This is a genomic window from Mycobacterium sp. ELW1, assembly GCF_008329905.1.
Lineage (GTDB): Bacteria > Actinomycetota > Actinomycetes > Mycobacteriales > Mycobacteriaceae > Mycobacterium.
Genome location: NZ_CP032155.1, coordinates 974,356 through 999,647 on the forward strand (window position 1 = coordinate 974,356; position 25,292 = coordinate 999,647).

At 65.4% G+C, this 25,292-nt stretch carries 23 protein-coding genes and 2 pseudogenes; 6 read left to right on the top strand and 19 right to left on the bottom strand.

The genetic code is table 11. The features are described 5' to 3' along the window. Window positions 1–96: 96 nt before the first annotated feature. The 3 genes from D3H54_RS04415 to D3H54_RS04425 all read right to left on the bottom strand — a co-directional run bounded on the left by D3H54_RS04415 (window position 97) and on the right by D3H54_RS04425 (window position 2,443). Complete coding sequence (locus tag D3H54_RS04415; RefSeq protein ID WP_149378033.1) at window positions 97–1,410, bottom strand: hypothetical protein; 1,314 nt, start codon at window positions 1,408–1,410, stop codon at window positions 97–99. A gap of 388 nt (window positions 1,411–1,798) precedes the next feature. Further along, on the bottom strand, window positions 1,799–2,194 hold the full coding sequence (locus D3H54_RS04420) for a type II toxin-antitoxin system VapC family toxin (RefSeq protein WP_149378034.1): 396 nt from the start codon (window positions 2,192–2,194) through the stop codon (window positions 1,799–1,801). Further along, a complete protein-coding gene (locus tag D3H54_RS04425) occupies window positions 2,195–2,443 on the bottom strand; it encodes a type II toxin-antitoxin system Phd/YefM family antitoxin (RefSeq protein ID WP_149378035.1) in 249 nt (82 codons plus the stop codon). It lies immediately after the preceding gene. Window positions 2,444–2,567: 124 nt separating this feature from the next. On the opposite strand from D3H54_RS04425, the gene D3H54_RS04430 reads away from it, so the two are divergent. Genes D3H54_RS04430 through D3H54_RS04440 form a run of 3 tightly spaced genes read left to right on the top strand, consistent with a single transcriptional unit; the run spans window position 2,568 to window position 4,562 of the window. After that, window positions 2,568–2,993 carry a cupin domain-containing protein gene (locus D3H54_RS04430; RefSeq protein WP_149378036.1) on the top strand — a complete coding sequence of 142 codons (426 nt, stop codon included), beginning with the start codon at window positions 2,568–2,570 and terminating at the stop codon, window positions 2,991–2,993. Between the two features lie 59 nt (window positions 2,994–3,052). Continuing rightward, window positions 3,053–3,631: a hypothetical protein gene (locus tag D3H54_RS04435; protein ID WP_149378037.1), complete on the top strand. Its 579-nt coding sequence runs from the start codon at window positions 3,053–3,055 to the stop codon at window positions 3,629–3,631. A gap of 22 nt (window positions 3,632–3,653) precedes the next feature. Next, window positions 3,654–4,562: a hypothetical protein gene (locus D3H54_RS04440; protein ID WP_149378038.1), complete on the top strand. Its 909-nt coding sequence runs from the start codon at window positions 3,654–3,656 to the stop codon at window positions 4,560–4,562. Here D3H54_RS04440 and D3H54_RS04445 read toward each other — a convergent pair. Continuing rightward, window positions 4,559–4,990 (bottom strand): hypothetical protein, encoded by a 432-nt coding sequence (locus D3H54_RS04445; RefSeq protein WP_149383340.1) that lies wholly within the window; start codon window positions 4,988–4,990, stop codon window positions 4,559–4,561. The two genes, D3H54_RS04440 and D3H54_RS04445, sit on opposite strands and share 4 nt — an antisense overlap. A gap of 148 nt (window positions 4,991–5,138) precedes the next feature. Here D3H54_RS04445 and D3H54_RS04450 point away from each other — a divergent pair. Beyond that, window positions 5,139–5,947: pseudogene (locus D3H54_RS04450) on the top strand (glycoside hydrolase family 16 protein). A 324-nt stretch (window positions 5,948–6,271) separates the two neighbouring features. Here the strand turns inward: D3H54_RS04450 and D3H54_RS04455 are convergent. The 13 genes and pseudogenes from D3H54_RS04455 to D3H54_RS04515 form a co-directional block, all read right to left on the bottom strand. After that, window positions 6,272–7,867, bottom strand: coding sequence for a hypothetical protein (locus D3H54_RS04455; RefSeq protein ID WP_149378039.1), 1,596 nt, complete (start codon window positions 7,865–7,867; stop codon window positions 6,272–6,274). A gap of 134 nt (window positions 7,868–8,001) precedes the next feature. Next, window positions 8,002–9,213 (bottom strand): TetR/AcrR family transcriptional regulator, encoded by a 1,212-nt coding sequence (locus D3H54_RS04460; RefSeq protein WP_286199105.1) that lies wholly within the window; start codon window positions 9,211–9,213, stop codon window positions 8,002–8,004. 15 nt (window positions 9,214–9,228) lie between these two features. After that, window positions 9,229–10,005, bottom strand: coding sequence for a mannan-binding lectin (locus D3H54_RS04465; protein WP_149378041.1), 777 nt, complete (start codon window positions 10,003–10,005; stop codon window positions 9,229–9,231). Then, window positions 10,005–10,592: an Rv1363c family protein gene (locus D3H54_RS04470; RefSeq protein ID WP_432246573.1), complete on the bottom strand. Its 588-nt coding sequence runs from the start codon at window positions 10,590–10,592 to the stop codon at window positions 10,005–10,007. Before D3H54_RS04470 ends, D3H54_RS04465 begins: the two co-directional genes overlap by 1 nt. A 5-nt stretch (window positions 10,593–10,597) precedes the next feature. After that, window positions 10,598–11,848 carry an MlaD family protein gene (locus D3H54_RS04475; RefSeq protein WP_149378043.1) on the bottom strand — a complete coding sequence of 417 codons (1,251 nt, stop codon included), beginning with the start codon at window positions 11,846–11,848 and terminating at the stop codon, window positions 10,598–10,600. A 493-nt stretch (window positions 11,849–12,341) separates the two neighbouring features. Continuing rightward, window positions 12,342–12,884, bottom strand: a pseudogene (locus D3H54_RS32310) (MlaD family protein); the annotation flags it as partial. 158 nt (window positions 12,885–13,042) lie between these two features. Then, a complete protein-coding gene (locus D3H54_RS04485) occupies window positions 13,043–14,128 on the bottom strand; it encodes an MCE family protein (RefSeq protein ID WP_149378044.1) in 1,086 nt (361 codons plus the stop codon). A 20-nt stretch (window positions 14,129–14,148) separates the two neighbouring features. Beyond that, on the bottom strand, window positions 14,149–15,168 hold the full coding sequence (locus D3H54_RS04490) for an MCE family protein (RefSeq protein ID WP_149378045.1): 1,020 nt from the start codon (window positions 15,166–15,168) through the stop codon (window positions 14,149–14,151). After that, window positions 15,161–16,216, bottom strand: a complete 1,056-nt coding sequence (locus tag D3H54_RS04495; protein WP_149378046.1) for an MCE family protein — start codon at window positions 16,214–16,216, stop codon at window positions 15,161–15,163. The genes D3H54_RS04490 and D3H54_RS04495 overlap by 8 nt, the downstream gene beginning before the upstream one ends. Then, entirely contained in the window at window positions 16,216–17,580 is a 1,365-nt protein-coding gene (locus tag D3H54_RS04500) for an MlaD family protein (RefSeq protein ID WP_149378047.1), read from the bottom strand. The genes D3H54_RS04495 and D3H54_RS04500 overlap by 1 nt, the downstream gene beginning before the upstream one ends. Beyond that, window positions 17,581–18,435, bottom strand: coding sequence for an ABC transporter permease (locus D3H54_RS04505; RefSeq protein ID WP_149378048.1), 855 nt, complete (start codon window positions 18,433–18,435; stop codon window positions 17,581–17,583). A gap of 1 nt (window position 18,436) precedes the next feature. Further along, window positions 18,437–19,309 (bottom strand): MlaE family ABC transporter permease, encoded by an 873-nt coding sequence (locus D3H54_RS04510; RefSeq protein ID WP_149378049.1) that lies wholly within the window; start codon window positions 19,307–19,309, stop codon window positions 18,437–18,439. Between the two features lie 264 nt (window positions 19,310–19,573). Next, window positions 19,574–20,647, bottom strand: a complete 1,074-nt coding sequence (locus tag D3H54_RS04515) for a fatty acid desaturase family protein (protein WP_149378050.1) — start codon at window positions 20,645–20,647, stop codon at window positions 19,574–19,576. A 286-nt stretch (window positions 20,648–20,933) separates the two neighbouring features. Here D3H54_RS04515 and D3H54_RS04520 point away from each other — a divergent pair, with 286 nt between their 5' ends. Together D3H54_RS04520 and D3H54_RS04525 are read left to right on the top strand one after the other, a co-directional pair. Then, window positions 20,934–21,644: a GAF and ANTAR domain-containing protein gene (locus D3H54_RS04520; protein ID WP_149378051.1), complete on the top strand. Its 711-nt coding sequence runs from the start codon at window positions 20,934–20,936 to the stop codon at window positions 21,642–21,644. 45 nt (window positions 21,645–21,689) lie between these two features. Then, complete coding sequence (locus tag D3H54_RS04525) at window positions 21,690–22,451, top strand: GAF and ANTAR domain-containing protein (RefSeq protein WP_149383341.1); 762 nt, start codon at window positions 21,690–21,692, stop codon at window positions 22,449–22,451. Window positions 22,452–22,455: 4 nt separating this feature from the next. Here D3H54_RS04525 and D3H54_RS04530 read toward each other — a convergent pair whose 3' ends face one another. Together D3H54_RS04530 and D3H54_RS04535 are read right to left on the bottom strand one after the other, a co-directional pair. Then, complete coding sequence (locus D3H54_RS04530) at window positions 22,456–23,271, bottom strand: GAF and ANTAR domain-containing protein (RefSeq protein WP_149378052.1); 816 nt, start codon at window positions 23,269–23,271, stop codon at window positions 22,456–22,458. Between the two features lie 63 nt (window positions 23,272–23,334). Next, window positions 23,335–24,969, bottom strand: coding sequence for a fatty acyl-AMP ligase (locus D3H54_RS04535; RefSeq protein ID WP_149378053.1), 1,635 nt, complete (start codon window positions 24,967–24,969; stop codon window positions 23,335–23,337). Window positions 24,970–25,292 lie beyond the last annotated feature (323 nt).

A 25,292-nucleotide genomic window follows, 5' to 3' on the forward strand; every position in this document is an offset into this window, starting at 1 on the left:
GCTGGTGGGGCGATATGCGGCCCCCGCAGACCCGCAGTCCAAGTGAATTCGCAGTATGAGGCTTTGTACCGACAAACTCCGAGGAAGGGCGGTGGTTCAAGTCGTCGCAGCGGGTAATACGACGACCGACCCGTCACGGTTACGAACCACATCAATAGCCACATCCGACGCGCGTTCAGCCACGTCGACGCCGCTTCCCAACTGATGGAGGCGGTGACTGGCCCGTAGAAGATCGTCCACCTCGCCCCTCGTGAACACAACATCTCGGATGCCGCGGGAACGAGTCAATTCGAGGGCCGACAACCCCCGACGGACCGAGGCAATGCCGGACTCAAGCTCGACTAGCCGCTCGCGGTCGGCACGCAGGATACGAACGAAGTTTTCGAACGGGTGGTCCGCTCCTTCTAGCTGCGCCTGCTCGACGGCCTGAAGCACGATGACCCTCTGCTTGAGCGCGATCGCGAGTGCCGCTAACTCCAGTTGCGCGTGGAACTCGCCACCCTCTTGGTCGACGCCGGGAAATGCTTTGCGCACTGCAGCGAGCTCGACAGGTCCCGTCCCAAGCTCAGAAAGCGACTTTTGCCACCGGGTCAATCGACGTCGAGCGGCTTCAATCGCCGTGTTGATGGCGTAGACAGCGGAGTCGAGGCCAAGAGCAACGCCGATGCGCCCCTGATCCAAGAGGATCGCGGTGGCCTTATCGACCGCGTCTCGGCAGCCGTCCAATTCGCTTCGCTCACGGTCGATATGGGTCTGATCGAGCTTCTCCAACATCTCCGTTATGCGTTCGATTGCTTGTTCGCGCCTTCGATCGGCATAGGCGCTCACGCCGACGGCGACTGCCATAAACACCAGCGGAGCGGCGACCGTAAGCGCCCCCGCACTGGCCGCCGCGACACCCGCTGTACCGGCTGCTCCTGTGGCTGCTCCGGCCGCTGCAGCCTGTCCCGCCACGGGCACAAATGTTGCTTGTGCAGCGATGCCAGAGGAGTTGACCAAGGCGCTGTGTACACCGCCGGCGGCGGCCTTCGACGTCATGGGTCGAACGAGCCCCTTGCCGATTTGGTCCACAACCTTGGCGGGGACGACCATGCGATACAGGGCTTCGCCGGCCACTGAAACTTGCGGCACTGCAGGAGTCGACCTTGAGGTCTGACCAATCAGCTGCGAGAGATTCTGGGCGAGTGGGCTTGCGGCATGGAGTGCGATGCCGCTGCTTCGATCGAGTCCTACTGGAACTGGGTGGACTTCCAGTGTCGTGATCGGAGCCTCGCACAGCGTGGCCAGGATGGAGCGGAGATCGGCAAGCCGGGCAGGTGTCATATGGGTGTCGGTGCCGAGGTCCGGCAGATGTACATCTTTGGTGGCCAGTGTCCACACCGGCACCACTGTCTTGCCGTCTTCTCCCACGGCGCAACCACCTCATCCATCCGCGACACATTAATGGGACGACCGAAAGGTTAACCGGAAGGCCGACAAGCGGAGCTCGCTTCGACGTACTGACGTCGTCCTAACGCATGGAGGGGGTCCGCTGTCACGTATTCGCGCAGCAAACTCTAGGAACTGCGCCGCTGAGGTGAGAGGTTACTTTGCAGCGCTAGGCACAGCTCCGATGTCCATTCCATCAACACATTCGTCGTTTCGGTCCGCAAGGAGCGATGTGCAGTGGCGCTGGCAAACACGCAGTGTCCACCGGTGTGCTTCCGAAGCCATCGGAAGGCGTTGCAGCGCAGCGCATCTTGCATGTCCTCCGGCACGAACCCGTGAATTGGATTGGAGCGCAGCCCGATCGCCGCAGTCACACCGCCACCACCCGGACCAGATCGCGAAGCCCCGTGAAGTCGTCGGCACTGCGGGTGTAGAGGTCCAAGTCATGCGCATGTGCAGTAGCCGCGATCAGCAGGTCTGCGAATCGACTGCGCGGTCTGCGGCCTTCGCTGATGACCGCCGCAACGACGAGACCGTAGCTGCGAGCTGTCCTATCGTCGAACGGGATTGGCTCCAGCAGGGATTCGATCTCCTGCAGCCGTAATTGGCGTTTGGCGGCCTCGACCGGCGTACTCGCCAGGAGGGGACCGGCTGCCAGCTCGGCCGCGGTGATGGCCGAAATTGCCATCTCGTCCGGTAGCTTGTCGACGACGGCCGGATCGTGCCAGTCGATCACCACCGAGGTGTCCAGCAGGCCGGCCGCCATCTAGATGCTCTGATCGACGGCGGCGTCGAGGTCCTGACGAAACTGGTCAGGATCGATCCGAACACCCGCGCCGGCAGTGCGTGCCAAGTCGTCGCGGCTGATGAACGTTTTGCGGGCGGACTGAATAGGGCGAAGCTCCGCGACCGGCTCTCCATGGCGAGTGACGACGAACGTCTCACCCGCTGCGACCGCATCCATGAGCTTCGCGTTCTCATTGCGGAGTTCTCGCTGCGGGATTGTCCTGGCCATACCGGCCAGTGTAGCGAGATGTGCTACATCGTGCTACGCGCCTTCGCGAGATCTATCGTGCAATGGGCGTCCGGTGAACCGGTGCCAGCTACGCTGGCTCGGCACCCACGAAAGGCAGACATCCATGCGACTGTTCATCACCGGAGTCGACGCCGACGGCAAGTCCTGCGTCGTCAGCAACGACGAGGTCGAGATCAACTCAGTCGCACCCGGTTTCGGCATCGCTATTCCTTACAACACGACGCAGAGCCCGCCACCGGCACGCCCGCAAGGGAACGCCGACCTGATCGACCAGTTCCTCGAGCCGGGTCATGTCCGCTGGATGGTCGTCGACCAAGGCGCCAACACCGAGACCCCTAAGCACCACACCGACACCCTCGACCTCGAGCTAGTCCTGAGCGGCAGCGTCGACCTCATCCTCGACGACGGCGCGCACCGCGTCGAGGCTGGCGACATGGTCCTCATGACCGGCGTCGACCACGCCTGGAAAGCCGGCCCCGACGGGTACCGCATGGCCGCCGTCCTCATCGGCACACCGCCGCCGGCATAAGCCGCGTTAGGTCGCCCCAACCCCTAGACAACGACAGTTGTCAGACGGGAAACTTGGTCATGCACAAGGGGTTCACGCTCGCAGCGGCAGTCGTAGCGGCGGCACTAACCGCGCCAATCGCCCACGCCGACAACCCAACCCCGTCACTCCCGCAGTTCGTCCCGCGCGAATCCGACTGGCAGCCCAACGTCGCCGTCTACCCGTACAACCTCTGGCAGAACCGCGTCACCCCCGAGCAAGTCACCGCCATGCGCGACTCCTGCCAATGGTTCAACGCCCAATACGACCAGTTGATGAGCCAAACGCTCGGCTTCCAAAAGCTCCTTGACAGCCAACACGACAACTGGCAGGCACCCGCTGTCCAACAGGCCGCGAACACGATCGAGGCCAACCTCGACCAGTCGGCGGCCTTCCTCGATCCACGCGCCCATACACTCTTCATCGTGAACTACCCCGACCAGAGCGAGTATTCGCCTGTCTACAACGGGGATTCGATGTACCACCTCTGGTATCAGCTCACCCAGATCAGCGACAACATGAAGCACCAGCTGCCCTCCGGTCAGCTCAACGCGCACATCGCCACCGCCAGCGTCTACGGCAACACCATCCGCGACTCCGGAGTGTGCGCCGGAGCCTGACGCCAGGCCGTAACCTCGACCAATGATGATCGGTGTAGCCGCAGCACTGCTGGCGTGCTTCGGCTACGGGGTCTCCTCGGTGCTGCAGGCCTACGGGGCGCGCCGGTCAGCAGCGGCAGCACGCGACCGCGGCGCCACCGGACACGTCACCGCCACCGGCGGACCGACCCTGCTCTCAACCCTGCACGCCGCCATCACCGCAGCCTTCATCGTCGGAATCGTCCTGGACGTCGTCGGCTTCGTCGGCAGCGCGGTCTCGGCGCGGCTGATTCCACTTTTCCTGTCCCAGACGATCATCAGCGCCAACCTCGTCGTCACCGCGGTACTGGGAATCGCGGTCCTCGGCATCGGATTGCGCCGTCGCGACTGGATCGCCATCGTCGCGGTGATCGCCTCGCTGTTCGTGCTCGGCCTCGGCTCCGGGGAGCGTGGTGAGGTGGACCCCGAGCGGCTTGTCCACTGGATCGTGCTCGCGGTGTCGGTGCTGATTTTGCTGGGCGGGATCGCACTCACACGCATCCTCGGGTCGCGCAGTGCCGTCATGGCCGGACTGATCGCCGGCGTGCTGTTCGGCATGCTCGCGATCGGCGTGCGGGTGCTCGATGGCGTTGAGCCGTTTCAACCGTGGGTCCTGCTGGCCGACCCTGCCGCGTGGACGGTCGCCGTCGCCGGAGTCGGCGGCTTCTACCTGCACACCGTCGCGCTACAACTCGGCTCGGTGAACGGCGCCACCGCGGCCCTCGTCGTCGGCGAGACGGTGGTGCCCGGCATCGTCGGCGTCGCATTCCTCGGCGACAGCTCCCGGCCCGGGCTCGGCTGGGTGGTGGCTCTCGGATTCGTCGGAGCGGTTGTCGGCGCCGTGGCGGTCGCGGTTTTCGGCGCGATCGGTCATCAGACCGCACCCGAAACCGAAGTCCCGCAACCTACCTAAGCGGCCGTGAACCGAATCGCCGCCAGCTTGTTCACCTCGACCGCCTCGGCGAACTCCGCTAAGGACGGCATCCGGTCGTCACGGAACTGCAGCCCCATCATCCGCTGCGCCCGCTTGGCCCCATACGAGATAGCGCACCGATGGAACAAATCAGCCGTCAACGCCCGATCCTCGATCAGCTCGCCCCGCATCGGCGTCTCGCGCCCGTCGTAGAGCACCGTCGCTGCTGCGCCGCTGCGGAAGTTCAGCTTCCACACGCTCCCGATCAACGCGTACAGATCGCCATCGATCCAATGCGCAGAGACCGGCACCACGAACTCCCGACCGGTCTTGCGTCCCTTGAACGACAGCACCATGAATTGCTTACGCAACCCGCCAGCCAACGGGGTGCGCAACAGATACCGCATGAGCGGGTTGACGGCCCGCATGATCGCGTCTGGCGGGGGCGCCGTCGTGATCGCCGCTGACTTATCCACGGACCAACGGTACGTCCGCAACCCGCATAACCGCAGGTCATTCGCTACACAGCCGACGGCAAGGTTGCACCTCGGCACACGCAACGGCTTTCATGGGGTGATGGATCGTCGTCAGATGCTCATGACCACCGGCCTCGGCCTCCTGGTCGCCGCCACCAAGATCCCGCAGGCCAACGCCGCACCGACCACATCCGCCCCACAGGCCCCGGCCCCGCAGAACTACATCTTCCACGACGAGTTCGACGGCCCCGCCGGCTCGGCTCCCGACCCGTCGAAGTGGACCACCGCCCTGGCCCGCGAATCGATGGAAGACCCCACCTTCTGGGAGCTGCCCCAAAACGTCGGCCAGTACCGCGACGACCGTCGCAACGTCTACCTCGACGGCAACTCCAACCTCGTCTTCCACGCCGCCAAAGACGGGCCCACCTACTACAGCGGCAAGATCTTCGGGAAGTGGCAGGGCGGCATCGGCCACACCTGGGAAGCCCGCATGAAGCTGGACTGCCTGACCCCGGCTGCTGGCCCGCCTTCTACCTCTCCAACGAAAGCCCCGTCAACGGCGGCGAAGTCGACGTCATGGAGTGGTACGGCAACGGCAAGTGGGCACCCGGCACCGCCGTGCACGCCAAGCTCAACGGTGGCGAACACGTCAGCCAGACCATCTCCGTCGATAGCGCCTGGCACACCTGGCGCGTCGTGTGGGACGACGCGGGTATGAGCTTCTCCAAGGATGGCGCGGCGCCCTACTTCACCGTGCCGGCCCGCTCACTTCCGGACTGGCAGTTCAACGATCCCGGCTACACGATGATGCCCGTGTTCGACCTCGCGGTCGCCGGATCCGGCGGCGGCGATCCGACCGGCGGCAGTTACCCGGCCAACATGCTGATCGACTACATCCGCGTCTGGTAGTTGCTTCATCGAGACTGCGCTCAGATCGTAATTCGGCGAGAATTGAAGATCTGGATGCAGTCTCGATGCGCAGACCGCAGAGTCGAAGTCCCAGACCCGGACTGGGGTAAGCGCTTGTCCAGAGCGTGATATCGCCGGTGATATCACGTTCTGGAACAACGTCATACCACTAGGAGCGCCCACATTCGATTGGCCGACACCAACGTCGAGCGTGCGGGCTATCGGTGAAACCGCCGCCGAAAATCGACAAGAGCCCACACTCTCGGCGGGTAGACGGTGGAAGTCGATGGCCGCGATGATCTCCTTCATCGGCCTCCCTTCGCGCTATGGCGCAATCAGCTGCCCCGCGTCCGAAGCCGCCTGCAGCAGTTGGGAAATGGTCAGCGCGCCGTAACCCGTCTCCACGGGACCCATCGGCAACCCCAGCCACGGCACCACCGTCGGATCCGGGTCGACGTCGAGGTTGTACGCCTGCATGCCCGGCAGATGATGCTCGAAGAAATTACCCAGCGTGTCGACCATGAAGATCAGATCGCCGATCGGGCCGTAGCCATACAACGCCGACGCATTGAACAGCGGCGCAACGGCATTCGGGTCGCCGATCATCACGATCGCGCCGTAGTGCGGCTTGCTCCCGCCGGCGGGCACATAGCTCGGCATGAACGGCTGCAGACCCGGGAGATCGGTAGCGAAGTACGCCGCCGGGTCACCATAGGTCTCGATGTTGACGAACCCGGAGTCGGCGCCGTTGCCCGCGACGATGGTGTTGATACCTGGACTCTCGAAGCCGATGCCGTCCAAACCCGTCTGCTGCGCAACGTATTCGGCCTCCCAACCGCCCAGTGAGTGGCCGGTGACGAAGATGTCAGACGCGCTGTAACCCTGCAGGGCAGCGTCGGCCTGTACCCGTTGCGCGAAGGCCAGCGCGTCGATGAAAGCCCGCGGAGTCGTGTGGGTGTAGAGGACCTGCAGGTCGGTGACGATCTGCGAGATGGCGATCAGCGGGTTGAACAACAGGTTCGTCCCGCCGGTGGTGCCCTGATAGGCGATGATGATCTGATTCTGCGGGGTCACCCACACCTGCGCTCGCTCGCCCGACAGGATGTTGGTGGACGTGACCGGTACCCCGTTGACGGTGAACGGCCGCAATCCGCCCGGCACACCGCCCAGCACGTATTCCGCCGCGGCGGCGTTGAGGAATTGCGCGACGGTCGGCGTCAGTGCGGTCGTCGGTCCGGTGTAGGTCATGGTGGGCGGCACCGGTTGCGTGGTCGGGGTGGCGTCCAGTCCCACCGCGTGCTCGATTCTCCGGAACACCGCGAAAATCAGGTTGTCGAACGGCGCGAAGTCGAGGGGGCTTTGCGGGCCGCCGACCGCGGCGGTGAGGTCGAGCGACTGCAGCACGGTGTTGACGATGTGGCCGGGCAGTGCGATCAGCTTGGCGATCGGGGACAGCGGTGCCGGGGGAGTCGGCGTCGTCGACGAGGTGACCGTCGCCGCGAGCGCAGCGCTTGCCGTGGGCTTCCTCGCCGTGGTCGCCACGGCACGGGTGGACGTGGCTGACGCTTCCGTACCCGGTGTGGGCGCGCTGATCGGAATGGTGACCGCGGACGCACTCGCCGAAGCAGTCGAGTTACCTTGCGACGCAGTCGAACCCGGTTGCATCGCCGAGCGGCGGGCCGTCGCAAGGCTGCCGCCACGATGACTGTCGCGGCCGCTGGCCGCTTTCCTCGGGCCGCTCGCCTGCGACTGACTTGACGACGTCGACGACGACCCGGCGTGGCCGGTATCGGCCCAGGCCGCAGCTTGCCCGCCGACGGTTCCGATGCCCAACCCGATGCCCACCGCAAGCGTGGCCAGGCCGCAGCGCGACGCTGTCCGCTTCCGTTGGCTGGCGCGGCGCTGCGTTCGTACCGTCATCGATCCCCATATTCCGTCACGGTGGCTCTACGTTTGCTGACGACGATATGACAACGGGAGATGTCGGTCTCGATTTTGACTGCCAAACCTGCGCGACACGCATCGAGCACGAAGTCCGTCCACAGTCGCCACCTTTAGCGACGCCGCACCGGCCGGCCTAGCAGCGTGACTTCCATCAGTCGGCGGATCGTCGCGACCGAATCAGGCCCGGCCTCACGGGCGAACAGCCGCCGGAAGTCGACCGTCAACGCGAACGCCGCACCCACTGCGTACCTCGCCGCGCCGATCTTCATCTCAGGACGGGCCGCCGTCACCAGCCGCGCCCAGGCGTCCATCGTCGAGTGCTCGATGGTCTCGAGCACCCGCAGATCCTGCTCCGGAACATTGTGTCGCTCTGTGTAATACACGTACGGCAGATCCGGCCACTCCATCACCCGGCCGAGGTACTCGTCGACCAAGTCGTCGAGCGTCTCCTCCGGATCGGAGTTGCGCGACAACGCATCCGCGGTATCACTGGAATGCCGGTCGGCGGCCCGCCGGTATGCCAGCGCCAAGATGTCCGCCTTACCCGGGAACGACCGGTACAAACCCGACGCCTGAATGCCGATCGTCGACGCGATGTCCTCCATGCTCGTGTTGCGGTAGCCGTTCTCGTAGAACAACCGGACCGACTCGAAGAGCACGTGCTCGTACATCCCGGCCTCGGCGCCCACCACCAGAGGCGCGGGACGGGCAGCGCCCCCGCGCCGCCCGGCAGGCAACTCGGCGGCCAGAACATCACCGGTCATCGTGCACAGACAAGTGCGGATATCGCCTGCCGCGAGCGGATTGGAGTGATCGGTGATGCTGCCGATGACGGTCAGAGCCGCTGCCGACAGTGTCCACGCCTGGCTCGGCCGCAATTTGGGCCTCAGCTTCAGCAGTGGACGATGCATGCGCTCGTTCACCACTTTGAGTTGGTGGACCAGGATCCCGCGGTCAACTTCTTTGAGATAACGCGCTTCCCAGCGATACAGCCCTCCAGCCGCCCGGTTGGCGATGGTGGCGTCGACCAACGCAGAGGTCAACGCCTGCAACGTCATTGCCGGATCGTCGTCCGCATCGTCGGCGAACGCGGTGACGTCGACCAGCATCTGACTCAGCCCCAGCACGGCGTCGCGGAACAGGTCGTACTTGCTGGGGGAGTGGCGATACAGCGCGGCGGGCGTGATGCCGACCCGCGCGGCGATGTCCTCCATACTGACGGCGTGGTAGCCCTGCGACCCGAACGCATCGGTCGACGCGCGCGCTATCTGCGCCTTGCGATCCTTTGGCCGGCGCCGAACAGCGGGGTCGCCTTCTGACACGGATTCCACGCTAGATCACACCCCACCGAATTCTGGTCGTAGCACCGAACTCAACGCCGACAGCGGGATGTGCGCCTGCACGGCGCCGCCATCCATCGACCACTGCATGACGCCCGGGGTGTAGTTGATCGGCGAATCGTGCGCCACCGGATAGTCCGGCATGTAGAGGATCAGTTCGTCACCGGACAGTGCCCACGCCTTGTATCCGCCGGAGTACACCTTGTCCGGTCCCCACCGGTCCGCCACGAACGGATAGCTGCCCGCCTGATGCGGCGGCGCCGCCGCATCCAAAGCATCGGTGATGAACGGCTCACCCAGCGAGGCGATCGCGCCGAAGCCCACCCCGGGCTTCAGCACATCGGCCAGACCCAGCCGAACCCCGCGACCCATGTCCCAGGTGAACGTGCGAAAGGCGTTGTTGGGCTTGGGCCCGTCAGCGTGGTAGTCCTCGTGGAACACCACGCTGAGCACGTCACCGCGCTGCAGGATCTGGAAGTTCTCCTCGCCGAAGCTGTCGGCCACCATGTGCACGCCAACCGTGCGCCAGTTGTCGACGAGCTGTGTCAGGTAGTCCCGGATGGTCGGGCCGGTGACGGGGTTGTCGACCAGATCTCCGGGCACCGCCACCTTGATGTCACGCACGGCCTTGCGCTCCGACAGCACCGAGGTGTGGCAGTACGCGCCGTCCCAGTCGGCCCCCAGGCCGGAGCAGAAGTCCGGTGCCGACGCGCCGGCCACCGGAGCCGCCACCAGCGCGCCCGCAGTGAGAACGCCGAACAACCGCCCAAGCATCAGGGGAGTTCGACTTTGCTTGCCCGCCAGGCTCCGTCGACCTTTTCCATCGTCATCTTGACTCGGCTGCGGTCGATGCGCGGATCCGGCGCCGCCTTGTTGGCCACCGTCTGGTCGACGAACATCAGCACGACCACCTTGTCGGGCGTCGCCGACTTGACCGCCGAATCGATCACCACGCCGTGCGCGGTGGCCTTGTTGTCCAGCAGCAGCTGACGCAGCTGTGCGCTGGATTGCGAGTACATGTCTTTGAATTCGCCGGTCGCGCCGTTGAGCACGTCCGCGAAGTTCTGGTCGACGTTGTTGGAGTCGATGCTCGTCAGCACCTGTGCGTAGCGCACGGCCGCCGCCTGCCCATCCCGTGAGGCCACCTCGACCCGGTGGTCCTGCCACGCCTGCCAGCCCAGGACGCCGCACCCCGCGAGCAACGCAACGATCAACGCGCCCAGCAACACTCGCCGGATCAGCGGCCAGCGCCGCCGCGGTGGCTGCTCCGCGGCGGGCTCGTCGGCTGCCCCCTCGGCGGCCGAGACCTCCACCTCGGGATCGGTATCGGGCTCGATGTCAGTGGTAGCGGTCACCGTAATCTCCTTTAGCTCGGCGGTTCGATCGGCAGCACCGGGCCGCCATAGGGGGTCGGAATGGTGTAGCGGCCCTTCGGTGTCGGGTCCGTTGTGGCACCCAGATCGGCACCCGGCGGGGGGCCGGCAGTGTCGTCGCCTGCCGGCCGCGGAGCGTTCTTCGCGCCCCGGATCAGCACGGCCGGATCGTCGTCGCGGCAGTACGTGTACAGGTAGGGCTCGGGGTAGTCGGCCGACGACGCAGGGCGCCGAGGCGTGCCGTAATCGCATGCGTAGCGCGGGTAGATGTCGGCGGTCGCCCACAGGCCGTGGTCGTGCATCACGGTGCTCCACGCGTCAAGCAGTGACCCGCGGTAGTCCGGGAACAGCGCGTTGAGGGCCGGCACCCGGACGTACAGCAGCTGCGACGCGGTGGCCATGCTGGTCAACAGTCCCACCATGGTGTCCGAGTTGTCGGTGAACAGAGTGTCGGTGGCCGAAAGAGTCTGCGGCGTCTGGTCAACCAACCGCCGATACCCGTCGACCATCTTGTTCACCCCGACGAAGGTTCGGCTGAGGTTGCCGGTGGTCACCGCGATGCCCGCATTCTTCTCGGCCGCCGTCGTCAGCACGATCCGGCTGGTCCGCAGAATGCTCGTGGTCTGCGGCAGAACCGAATCCAGTGTGGACAGCAGGAAGGTGCCGCCGTCGATGATGTCGGCCAGCTTCTGCGGGCCTTGGTTGGTGAGGCTGAGCTCCTTCTTGATCAGCTCGAGCTTGGCCGGGTCGACCTGCTTCAGCATGCCGTCCGCGTGGGCGAGGACGTCGGCAAGGCTGACCGGCACCGACGTCTTGCTCTGCGCGATCACGCTGCCGTCGTGCAGATACGGGCCTGCGTCGGAATCCGGTGCGAATTCGATGTACTGCTCCCCGGCGGGCGAGAGCCCCGACACCCGCACCGGACTCGCGGCGGGGATCTGTACGTCCGAACGCACCGTGGCCACCGCATTGACCCCGTTGGGTGTGATCGCCAGCGACTGCACCCGCCCGATCGCCACTCCCCGCAGCGTGACGTCCTGATTGGGCAGCAGCCCGCCGGATTCCGACAATTGGATTGTCACCCGGTACGCCGAGTCGAACGGCGACACCCGCAACGCACCGAGCATCACGTACGCGGCACCGACCACCAGTGTCATCACCAAACCCGCTGTCGACAGCCACAATCGATGCCGATAACCGAATCCGACCACCCGCACGACCCGGTCGGCTGCGTAAGAGATCATGGCGGCGGCTCCGACGGCGGCGGTCCGGGGGAGGACCCGGGGGTGCGACGATCAGCTGGCCCGGATCAGTCGGGCTCGGCAGTACGGGCACCTGCGGAACGCCGGGACCGGACCCGACGACCCGCTGCTGCAAGCGCCACAAGGTGTACTTGAACGAGCCGACCATCTGGGCCCAGTCGTAGCGCTTGGGCCCGTGGAACCCGGGGTCGCCGAGGAAGCCGGCATCGGGCATCGACCCGAGCACCAGCCGGTCAATACTCGCGCGTACCGAAAAGCCATTGCTGGCAGTCGCTTTGATGATCGGAGGCATCAGGCGGTTCAACGCGGCCAGATTGGCATCCGGGGCCAGCACCAAGTCGTTCCACGACCGCGCGATGGTGTTGACGTCGCCGATCACACTGCGCCCGCTGGTATCGGTGCCCGCGATCGACGGGAACTTCTCCAGCTGCTTGCTGGTGTCACCGGCCTGCTGTACGACGTCGGCGACGGTGTCGGCGTTGGCGGCCAGCGTGTCGGTCGCCGGACCCGCAGCCACCAACACCTCGGTCAGCGCCTGGTTTTTGGCATCGAGTTCTTTGGCCAGTTGCGATGTTTCGGTCAACGCGTCCGAGATCTGGTCTGAACGTGCCGTCAGTGTGGACAGCGTGCCGTTGGTCTTGGCGATGATGTCGCCGAACGCCTGGCCCTGGTCACCAGTCGCCTTGCCCATCCCGTTGATGATGTTGGTGAGGTTGCGTACCGCGCCGCCGTTCACCATTACCGCCGCCGAGCTGAGCACCGATTCCACCGTGGCCGCGGCCGCGGTGTTATCCAGGCCGATCGTGTCGCCGTCCTTCAACAACGGCGTGGTTGCAGAAGCGTCAGCCGGTGGTTTCAACGCGATGAACACATCGCCCAGCGGGGTGGCCGAACGCAATTCGGCGGTGCTGCCCTGCGGCAGGCGCACCCCGTCCATGATCCGGATGGTGGTCACCGCCGTGTAGTTGCGCGCCACCATGGATTCCATTTGGCCGACGTCGGCGCCGGCGAGCTTCACTTTGGCGCTGGCGGGCAGGTTCAGCGCGTTGGAGAACACCGCGGTCAGCCGGTAGCCGCCGCTGCCGACCGTCGGCGCCGGCAACGGCAGGCTCGACAGTCCGTTCGACGAGCAGGCCGTGGCGCCCACTGCAACGACCAGAACAGCGACGAGCCGCTTCATTTCTGCCCCATCGCAGCCATGCCGTCCAGCACATAGGACAGCCCGAAGTCCGGTCCGAAGTCCTGCAAAGTGCCGGTGCTGCAGCCCAGCTGGCGCAGGCCCATCAGGTTGCAGATCTCCTTGGTGTACTGGCTGTCGAACAACACCCGGTCGGTGAGAACCCGGGCCCGCGCCGCACCGTTGTTCTGGTCGACGACGTTGTACATGTTGTCCAGCGTCAGCGGTGCGACGTCCAGAAACTCCTTGAGATCCCGCTGACGTTCGACGAGCGTATTGGCGGTGGTGCTGCCGTTGTTGACAACAGCTTTGATGTTGTCCCGGTTCTTCTCCAGGAAATCCCCGACCTGCGCGAGCAGGGTGTTCATCGTCTTGCCGGTGGTGCCGCTGCCGAAGTCCTCGTCGTTGACGATCTGGCTCAGCTGACGCACGGTCGAGCCGAAGTCACGCAGCGTCGCGTCGTTGTCGGCCGCGGCCTGCAACAACGAGCTCAAGTTGCGCACGATCGTGGTGAGCTGATCCCGGGTCTGCTCACCTCCATCGGCACTGAGCCGCAGTGCATTCGAGAGCTCGCCGAGCGCGTCCTTGATCTTCTGTCCGTTGCCGTCGGCGATCGCCGCACCCGAGTTGACGACATCGGCCACCGGACCGTTGCCGTTGCCGTCGCCCTTGAGCGACGTCGAAATCTTGTCCAGCACTCCCAGCACTCGAGCGAACTCGACGGGAGTTTTGGTCCGCGGCAGACCGATGGTGTCGTTGTTCTTGAGCACCGGGCCGCCGCGATACGGCGGAGTGAGCTCGATCTGCCGGTCGGTCAGGATCGACGTCGAGATCGTCACCGCTTGCGCGTCGGCCGGGATCTGCACCCCACGGTCGACGGTGAATTGGACTTCGACGTAGCTGCTCTTCGGCGTGATCGCGGTGACCTTGCCGACCGGCATGCCCAGCACCGCGACCGTGTTGTCGACATAAAGTCCGGCGGCACTGTCGAATTGGGCGCGCAGCGTGATGTGGTCGGTGGTCGAGCGGAAGTACACCCACGCCACGGTGACCGCGGACGCGACGATCACAACGGCTACCGTCATGAGAGCCAACAGTCGCGCGCTCACTTGCAGTCCTTGAAGTAGGAGATCATGCCGAACTGCTTGGCCCGCCCGCTGATGGCGCACATCCACGAGTCGATGGCGATGCCGTTGGGTGTGTTGAAGTCGACGGCGTTTCCGGTGCCGCTGGCATTGGCGAAGCCTCGCAGCGCTACCGGACCGGCCTGCAGGGTGCTGCGGAGCAGATCGTCATGCTGGGCCAACAGGTCTGACAGCCGACGCAGATTCGTGATGGTCTGGTCCAGTTCGCCTCGGTTGGTCACCACGGTGGTGCTCATCGTGTTGACCAGGTTGGTCAGCGCCGCGATCATCGCGTGAAACGTCGCACTGCGATCCACGAACCGGCCGATCAGCTCCTGCCCCTGATTGATCATGGCGGCAATGTTGGCGTGCTGACGTTCCAGCGTGCTGCTGATCAGATCGGTGCTCTTCAGCAAGTCACCCAGTTGGTCTCGGCGATCGGCGATCACCGTCGACAACGTCTGGATGTTCTTCATGGCCTGCGGCACGACAGCGGGCAGGCCCTGCATCTGCCGGCCGAGGACGCCCAGCGACGTCGCGAACGCATCGGTGTCGACCTGCTCATAGGTGGTCGTCACGTCGGCCAGTGCGGCCTGCAAGTCGTAGGGCACCTCGGTGTGCGACAGGTCGAAGGTGTTGTCGGGCAGGCTTCCACCGTCCTCAGGCTCCAGCGCCAGATAGCGCGAGCCCAGGATGGTGGCGACCTTGATGACCGCTTTCGACTCCTTGCCGAGCGCGATGTCGTCGCGCACTTCCAAGCCGGCTTCGACGTGGTCCCCGGCCAGCTTCATGCTGGTGACCTTGCCCACCTGGATGCCGCCGATGGTGATCGGGTTGCCCACCTGCAGGGCGGCGGCCTGGAGGAACTTGGCCGTGTAGTGCCGATGAGAAATGTTGGCTGCGTTGGCAATCAGCATGGCGCCGACGATGACCGTGACCACAGCGACGGCGATCAGCCCTAGCCACGTCTTGTTGTAACTCTCCAGCGTGCGCCTAGCCATTGGCCATGTTCCTGCATCGTGGGGTGTACATCGCCTTGTTCCCGGGGGTTGCCGCGTTGACGATGATCGGGGTGATGTCGTTGAGCCCGGGGAAGAATCCGGTGCCGTTCAGGTCGCAGGCGTACGCGTTGGCGTAGGCGCCTTCGTTGGTGATCCGAGCCAGCCCTTTGAGCAGCAGCGGCAGGTTGGCCCCGGTGAATGCCAGCTGCGGTTCGATGTCGACGAGATGCCCGGTGAAACCCGGCTGGCGGGTGATCGTGTCGTTCAGCGCAGGGTTCACCGAAGTGGAGATGGTGGACAGCTGGCGCAGCACCCGCGCCATCGTGCCGGTCGAGTCGATCAGCTCGGGACGCCGCGCGTTGAAGTCGGACACCACCTTGCTGGTCTGGGACATCACCTGGTCGAGGCTCGTGTTCTGCTTGGCGAGGTTGGTCATCACCGTGTTCAGCTGCGTGATGACGTCACCCAGTGCCTGATCGCGCCCCGCGAATGTGTCGGTCAGCGTGGATGTTTGGTTCACCAGGTTCACGATCGAGGCATTGTCACCCTGCAGCGATTGGATCACGCCTTTGGTCAGGTTGTCGGCGTCACGGGGGTTCAGCACGCTGAACAGCGGCTCGTAGCCGTTGAGCAGCGTGCCGACGTCGAAGGACGGGTCGGTGCGTTCGACCGGGATGGTGGCGTCCGGCGCCAGCGGGCCCGGGCTGCCGATCGTGCCGAGTGACAGCCCGAGGTACCGCTGGCCGACGATGTTCTGGTACGTCACCGAGGCGACGGTGTTGCCGAACAAGGGCTGCTCGTTCTGGACGACGAACGACACCTTGGCCAATTTCCCAGCCAATTCGATCTTTTCGACGCGCCCCACCCGCACTCCGGCCATCCGGACGTCGTCGCCTTCCCGAAGGCCGTAGACGTCGGTGAACATCGCGGCGTACGACGTGGTGGGGCCGGCGACGTCTCGGCGCAGCGTCACATACACCAGCCACGTCAGTGTCACCGCCACAACCATGAACAGCGACAGCCCGATCAACGGGGCACGGAATCTCATCACGATCCGCCGGCTTCGGCGGGCAGCGGTGCAGGTGCGGCGGGCGCCGCCGGCACGTTGCCCGGGTCGGCGGTGCCGGGCACCGCAGGAAACGGCGGGGCCCACCACGGCGTCGGGGGATTCGGATCGGCCAGGTTGGGAGTTGGATTGATCAGTGGCGGCCCGACAGCGACGAGGTTGCCACCTGCGCCGACGACAGTGCCGGGGGGCGGGGCCAGATCCTTCGGCGGCTGGTAGTTCTGCGGCAGCAACATCTCGGGCAGATCGGGCCGCACCACGATCTTCGGCGCGGTGTAGCAGCTGTTACCCAGCAGTTGGCCGTACCGGGGGCAATCGGCGCGGGTGTAGTCATAGCTCGGTGTCAGTGACAGGTTCACGCGCATGTTGCCGGTGTCCAACTCGGGCATCCACACCTCGTCGAAGAACTTGCGCGACAACCCGTTCAGCTTGGTGAATGCCGGTACGAACTTGCCGGCATTCATCGCGAGGCTGCCCACAACCGGTGTCAGATCGTGGCTGATACCGGTCAGCTGATCGATGTGATTGTCGAGCGCGGTGCGCATCGTGCCCACAGTGTGCGTGCCACCGGTCACCAAGGCGGTGAGCGCCGAACGCTTTTCGGCCAGCACCTGCATGGGTTGCACAGCCTGGTGCAGGGCGTCGACCAGATCGGGTGCGGTCTGGGCCAGCCCATGAGTGGCGTCGATCAGCGCCGACACCGTCGAGGGCCCGTCATCGGTGCTGACCACCGAGTTCAACTGGTCCAGTAGCCGATTCAACTGGGCGCCCCCGGTGAGCAGCTTCCCGCGCCGGTTCTCGGTGGCGGCGTTGACCGCGGCCAGGATGCCGACGCTGCGGTCCTCACGTCCGCGCCCCGTGGCGGCCAGCACATCTCGCAGCTTGCTGATGGTGGTCTGGAACAGCACGGTCGGTAGCTGGGTGTCCTCGGGAATGTGCTCGCCGGACCGGATCGCCGGCCCTGCGCCTGCGGGCACGAGTTGCACCGACGAGACCGCGAACACGTTGGACGGGACCACCCGTGCGGTCACCGTCGCCGGGATGGAGCCGGCGTATTCGGGTTTCAGGTCGATGTGGACGTAGTTGGGATGGCCGTTGGCGGCGGGGATGACGCTGTCGACCGAGCCGACCAGGACACCGTGATACTTCACGTCCGACTTCTGCGGCAACCCGTCGCCGACGTTGACCAGATCGGCGACCACCCGAACATAGTTGTCGAGCTTGCCGTTCGACTTGAGCAGCAGCAGCGTCGTCACCAGGGCGGCGACCACGACGACCGCCAGCCCACAGATCAGCAGCTGCCGGTCGGTGGGCCCGCGCCCGTCCAAGTCAAGGGAATTCGCCATTCAGCCGCCGAACCTCGCTCCGGCGTCGACGCTCCACAGTGCCATGGTCATGAGCATGTTCACCACGATCGTCACCGTGATGGCTGCGCGCATCGCATGGCCCGCCGCGATGCCGACACCCTCGGGTCCGCCGCTGGCGTAGAAGCCGTAGTAGCACTGGATCGTCGAGGCGATCCAGACGAACACGACGGCCTTCAGCAGTGAGTACAGGATGTCGGTGCCGGACAGCATCAGAGTGAAGTAGTGCATGTACGCGCCGTTCGATCCACCGCTGATCACCTCCACCACGATCTGGGTGGTCAGGTAGCTCACCGCCAAACACAAGACGTAGAGCGGGATCACGGCGACCACCGACGCCATCAACCGGGTGGTGACGAGGTAGGGGATGGGGCGGATCGCCAGCGAGTCCAGCGCGTCGATCTCCTCGGCGATCCGCATGGAACCCAGCTGCGCGGTGAACCGGCAGCCGCCCTGCGTCGCGAAGGCCAGCGACGCGGCGATCGGCGCCAACTCGCGGGTGTTCACCAACGACGAGATGATTCCGGTCGCAGGCCCGAGGCCCAGCAGGTTCAGAAAGTTGTAGCCTTCGATGCCGACGATCGCGCCGACCGTCACACCCAGCACCAACGCGACGCCTGCGGTGCCGCCACCGACGACCAATGACCCGTTGCCCCAGGCGATATCGGATAGCAGCCGGGCGAACTCGGTGCGGTAGTGGCGCAACACGATCGGTACCGCGGCGACCGCGCGAATGAAGAACACCAGCATGTGGCCCAACCGCACGACCGGCGAGGTGAGCGTCCGGACGAACCGGGCCCACGGGACCCGGAACGGGCTGTAGGTCGATGCGGTCACGTCACAGCCCCACTCGCGGGAACAGCATGTTGTACAGCTGGCTGATCGCGACGTTGACGATCATCAGGATCAGAATCGATTCCACGACAGCGGCATTCACCGAGTTGGCCACCCCGGTCGGGCCACCCTTGGTGGACAGCCCTTTTTGACTGGACACGATCGCGACGATGGCGCCGAACACCACGGCCTTGAGCAGCGCGAGCACCATGTCGCCGGGCGTGGTGAACGAGGCGAAGGTGGCCACGAAGCTGCCGGGGGCGCCGTTCTGGAAGTAGACGTTGAACAGATAGCTGGCCAGGAACCCGACGAAGCACACCACTCCGGTCAGAGCCACGCCGATCATGATCGCGGCGGCGAACCGTGGGACGACCAGACGGCGGATCACCGAGACACCCATGACCTCCATGGCGTCGATCTCTTCGCGCATCGTCCGCGAGCCCAGATCAGCGGTGATGGCTGAGCCGACGGCGGCCGCCATCAGGATCGCCGCAACCAGGGATGCGGCCTGCCGGATCACGGCCAGGCCGCTGGCCGCGCCGGCCAGCGAGGTGGCGCCCACCTGCCCGGCAAGCAGCGCGAACTGGATGGACAGCGTCACGCCGACCGGCAAGGCCACCAGCACGGTCGGAACCACGGCCGTTCCGGCCATGAAAGCGCCTTGGCGGACGAACTCCTGCAGCGGGAAACGGCCGGTGACGAGGTCGACAAATAAGTACTGCAGCGTTCTCACGCCCAGGACGAACTGGTCGCCCACGGTTGCCAGTGATGCGAGGGGATGCCGCTTCACATAGCCGACGGTCCATTCGCCGACGACGTCCACGGCTTTGGGGTTGGCCGCAGCGTCCGCAGAGGGAAAATTGTCGGCCGTCACCATCGTGCCCGCATCATCGCCAATCCCAAATATGCTGACCTAGTGGACTTTTGAAGATCAGAATCGAGTTCGCGAGTGATGTTCACGCACCTCGACCCATCACCTCGCGAAGTCCGAAGTCCGCGACGTCAACCTCCCCAACCTGTGGTCACGGTAGGACCCAGCCGGCGCCGGCGTCAAGAAAATGAAGAATATTCATTAACATAATCGGACATATGGTGCCGACAAGTGAACCAACGGTCGCGGTGACGCCAGGGGTTGCGCGGCTCAGGCGACGCGGTCGGGCAGTGCCAACTTCAGGATGCTGCGCTGGACCTGAAGGAACTGGCCCAGCAGCGAGCCGGTGGTGTACGGCAGCCCGTACTCATCGCACAACGGGCGAACCCGTCGGGCGATCTGGGCGTAGCGATTGCTCGGCAGATCGGGAAACAGATGGTGCTCGATCTGGTAGCACAGGTTTCCGCTGAGGAAGGCGAGCACCCGCCCGGCCGTGAAGTTGGCGCTCCCCAGCATTTGGCGCAGGTACCACTCGCCCTTGCTTTCGTCCTTGATGGCTTCGGGCGTGAATGTCGCAACGCCGTCGGGAAAATGCCCGCAGAAGATCACCGTGTAGGCCCACAGATTGCGCACGATATTGGCAGCGACGTTGGCCGACAGCGCCCGCCGCCAACGAGGTCCGTTGAGCACCGGGATCGCAACGTAGTCTTTGATGACCTGACGCCGAATCTTGGCCTTCAGTGCGCGCGTGTGGCCTTGGCGTTGCTCAGTGTTCGTTGCGCGTTCGTGTTCGGAATGCAGACCGTGCAGGGCGATGCCCCATTCGAAGATGACGGCCAGCAGCGCGTTACGAAACGGCTGCATCAGGTTGCGCGGGCGCCATTCGACATCGCGGGTCACCCGCATGATGCCGAAGCCGAGGTCGTCGTCGACACCGACGACATTGGCGAAGACGTGGTGGCGGTAGTTGTGCGAGTACTGCCATTGCGACGAGAGCCCGGCCATGTCCCACTCCCAGGTGGTGGAGTGGATTTCGGGATCGTTCATCCAATCCCATTGTCCGTGAACAACGTTGTGGCTGATCTCCATGTTCTCGATGCTCTTGGCCACGGCCAGAGATGCCACCCCCAGAAGCCACCCGCGCCGTGATCGGCTGCCGAAGATCAACAGGCGGGCGCCCGCATCCAGCGCCCTCTGGAACGTGATCGTTCGACGGATATAGGCGGCGTCGCGTGCGCCGCGGGAGTCCTCGATATCGCTGCGGATCGCATCGAGTGCGGCCGTCAAGTTATCGATGTCCTGCTGGCTCAGATGCGCATAGTCAGCGACGTCTGTGATAGCGATGGGAGTCCCTCAACAAATCGACCGTTGCGTTGAGCGGCAACGGCATTGGAGAAAGTGCCCGGCTGTGAGCGGATGCTCGCGGCGCCGCAGAGGTGGAGCGCCGATTCGGGCCGGCTGAATGTGCCAGCATCACCAGCTTACCCGTCCGGGGAAGTGCTGCCGACCGCCGCGGTTGCCGCCCGGCTTCGGCAAATCCGAGCATTAACGTTCTGAGTAGAGGAGGGTGTAGCGATGGTCGTGGAACTCAGGGGCGTCGAGCCGGCATGTCAAGCCTGGTGCGTCTAGCTTGACGATCCTGGACGACCTTGTTGCGGCCGTCGACGGCCAGCGTGGAGTGAAAGCCGCCGACCGGCTTTGTGAAGCGTGTGTGCTGCTGCTCGACATCGATGCCGCCGCGATCTCGCTCGTCTTCGACGGTGCGAACGCGGGCACGCTGGGCTCCAGCGGTGCTTCGGCCCGCGCGTACGACGAATTGCAGTTCACCTACGGCGAGGGACCGTGCCTGGACTCGGTCCTCCAGCAGGGCCCGGTGGTGGTGGTCGATCTGGCCCACCCCGGTGAAGCCCGTTGGCCCAGTTACGGACGGGCCATGCTGGAACATCGGATCCGCGGAGTGTTTGCGATGCCGGTACTGGTAGCTGGTGAGTACGTCGGCGCCTTGGACCTCTTCCGGGCGCATCCGGGCGCCTTGGCGGGTGAACAATTAGCAGGCGCGGCAGCTGCCGCGGAGTTGGCCGGCATCCCGGTGCTGGATCTACTGGTCGGCGACTTGCAGGCGGCCGTCGATGATCCCAGCAGCAATGCGTGGGCGGAGCTGTGCACGCTGAGTCGCGCCGAGGTCAGCCAGGCAACCGGAATGTTGGTGGCGCAATTGGACGTAGACCCCACCGAGGCGTTGGTGCGGCTGCGTGCCCACGCCTACGCAACGGGTCGCACTGCGACCGAAGTCGCCCGCGACATCATCGACCGGCGGCTCAGACTGGAGACGGACCGATGAACCACGACAGAACCGCACGCACATCCAGGCCGGGAGGCAAGCATGGTGAGCGATGACCTTCGCGAGACTCGCGTGCTCAGCGGGGTGGTATCACTGGTCGACAGTCTGCTCGACGATTTCGACGTTGTGGACCTGCTGACCGAACTGACTGAACGCTGTGCCGAACTGCTCGACATCGCGTCGGCGGGATTTCTGCTCGCCGATCCACTGCGGCGACTTCATCTGGTGGCCGCCACCTCGGAGCGGACGCGGGATCTCGAGCTGTTTCAACTGCAGGCCGAGCAGGGGCCCTGCATCGACTGCTACCGGACCGGCGAGCCGGTCGTGGTGCCCGACATCGCCACTCAGGTCGACCGGTGGCCGCGGTTCGCCCCGGCCGCGGCGGAGGCCGGCTTTGCGGCAGTGCACGCCCTACCGATGCGCGCAGCCGGCGTGGTGCTCGGAGCGCTGAACTTGTTCGACACCCGGCCCGGTGGACTCAGCGAAGCGGATCGACTGGTCGCTCAGACCCTCGCTCACATCGCGTGTGTGGCTGTGCTGCAGGAACATTCGCCCACTCTCGATACCGTGGTGTCGCCGCTGAGGTCCGCCGTCATCAGCCGCACGGTCGTGGAGCAGGCCAAGGGATTTGTCAGCGAGGTGCTCGGTGTCTCGATGGATGAGGCATTCCGGCTGCTGCGCACCCACAGCCGGGCGCGCGGCGAGCATCTGACGGATGTCGCGCGGCGGCTGATGAGAGACCGGCATACCCGGCCGGAGTTGATCCGGGCACTCACCGAACTTGCCCACGGACAAAAGCGGCAGTGAGCACTCACTGCTGACGTGCCCGGGCCCGCCGGACCGCCTCGTCGACGAGCTGCTCGGCGACGTCAGCCAATTTGATGTGCTCCCGCTGGCTGATACGGGTGAGCCGCTCGAAGGCCTCCTGCGCGGTGCCGCCGGAACGGCTGCGGATGATGCCGATCGCCTGGTCGATCACCGCCCGGCTGCGCAATGCCTGTTGCAACTGCGTCGTGCGCAGTCGGGTGCTGGCCAGCAGTTGCGCGTTGTACACCGATACCGCTGCGGGACCGGCGAATTGGGTCCCCAGATGGACGGCGTGTTCGGTGAACGCGTCGCGGCCGTAGGCGTAGGAGTTGATCGCGCCGATGACCCGGTCACCGACGGTCAGCGGCAGTGCCAGTACCGAGTGCACGCCCATGCGGGCCACCGAACCGCCGAAATGCGGCCAGCGGCTGTCGCTGCCCAGCGAACCGCTGATCGCCGGTCGTCCGGACCGGATGCAGGTGATGCACGGCCCCTCGCCGAGCTTGTCGTACTGCAGGGCGTCGATGGTCTTGATGAAGTCCGCAGTCACCGACCACGCCTGGATGCGTAAGTCGTCGACCGAAGCCGGGCGGTGGGGCTCGATCACCGTGACGCCGGCACCATCGGCTCCCGGTATCGCCTGAACCGCGAATTGTGCTACCTGGCCCAGCATTTCGTCGACGCTGGCGGCGTCCGCGACAATTCCCGCCAAACCGCTGAGCCCGGCGTTCAGGTCAAGTTCGTCAGAGTGGAGCTGCGCCGGGGAGAGCTCTGGTTCCGGGGGCGTTTTGCGGCCCGGCTGCACGTCGTAGTCGTCCATCGACCCCCCGTGTGTCACTGGGCGGAGAGAGCGGGATCCCCGCTCGATCAATGTACCGCTGCCTCAGGTGACCAACGCCAGCGCGTGAGCGCGTCGCAGTTTGCCGGACGGGGTCTTGGGGATGACTCCCGGGGCGAGCACCACCACGTTGCGCGGCCGGGCGTTGACTTCCACCACCACCTCGTGGATCACCTGGTGTTCGATCCGGCGGACCTCGTCGTGGTCATCGAAATTCTTGCATTCCACCGCCACTGCGAACGATTCGCGGGAATGCCCCGCATCGAGCCGGACGGCTACCGCGCAGCCCGGGCGCACTCCGTCGACGCGGGCGGCGGCGCGTTCGATATCGGTCGGATAGATATTCCGCCCGGCCATGATGATGACGTCCTTGAGCCGGCCGCAGACGACGATCTCGCCACTCTCGGTCAGGTAGCCCAGGTCGCCGGTGTCGTACCAGCCCTGATCGTCCTGCGCCGAGATGAACCCGGCGACCGTGGTGTATCCCGGCGTGACCGGCTCGCCCCGCAGGTGGATGACGCCGACTCCGCGGGCGGGCAGCAGTGCGCCGTCCTCGTCGAGGATGCGGGCCTCCAGCCCGTTCAGCGGGGGGCCGAGTGTCACCAGGCGCCTGGTGTTGCCGCGGGTTGCGGGTACGGCACGGTGCAGGACTGCCAGCAGGTCCGCGTCGATCTCGTCGACGGTCATGCCCACGCCGCACGTGGAGAACGACGCGGCCACGGTCGTCTCGGCCATGCCGTAGGCGGGCAGTATCGCCTCCGGTCGCAGCCCGTGCGGTGCACCGGCATCACACAGGTCCTCGACATCGGCCGGATCGACCTGCTCGGCACCCGACAGCGCCCACCGCAGTGACGACAAATCGAATTGGCCGGGGGAAGCGAGGCTGCGCAGCCGCTTTGCCAACAGCTTGTAGGCAAAGTTCGGGGCTGCGGTCATGGTGCCCTTGTATTTGTCAATCAGCTTGACCCACAACAGGTTATCGCGGAGGAAGTCCATCGGGGTCATCTTGATGAGCTCGACGCCGAAGTACATCGGCACGGTCAGGAATCCCGTCATGCCCATGTCGTGGAAGCACGGCAGCCAGCTGACGATCACGTCGGACTCGACGTCCACTTCGGCGCCGACGAACATCGCCTCGGCGTTCGAGACGACGTTGGCGTGCGTGATCTGGACCGCCTTGGGAGAGCCGGTCGAACCCGAGGTCAGTTGCATCAGGGCCAGGTCGTCGTCGCGGGAGTCCACGGCACGCACCGGGTTGGCTTTCAGTAGTTCGCCCGCGACCACCACCCGGATTCCCCGCTCAGTGAGCAGCGGCACCGCCGGCAGGAACGGCTCGCCGACGACGACGGCTACGGCGTCGATGGTCTCGAGGACCGCCATCGTCTCCTCAGCCCAGCGCAGCAGGTCGGTGCGCGGCGTCGGCTGGTGCAGCATCGTGACGCTGGCGCCTCGGATCCAGATGCCCTGAGCGGTCGGCGCGATGTCGACGGGATATCCGGCGAGCACCGCGACGGCATCGCCGTGGCCGACACCTGCGGCCGCCAGGCCGCCGGCAATCCGGCTGGCGCGCGCGTGCACCTCGGCCCAGCTGTGGCGCACGGGGGCGTCGGGCTCGCCCGTCACCATCCCTTTCATGCTCCATTGGGCGTTACTGAGCATGGTTTCGGTGAACTGGCTCAACGGAGCCTTCCTTCTGCACGCCGCGCCTGGTGCGCCATGCGATGTTGTGGCCGCAGATGACTGCCGCGAGTAGTCGTATGAAGCAGCGCTCATTCGACGCTGTCTGATAGGCCACGCGCCCGAGCTGGGCGCCAGATCTTGCGGCCGGATTACGTCGGGCCGGGGGGACCGGGACGGCGGGGCGTTCAGATCGCCGCCGTGACGTTTCCGTGAGGCTGGTGGGTCAGCCCCTATGACCGTACCGTGCCAAGGCCCAGGTAGGCGCAGGCTCGCAGGCAAATGTGACCCCTCTGTTTCGTCTCGCCGACTGGCGGCGTCCCTGG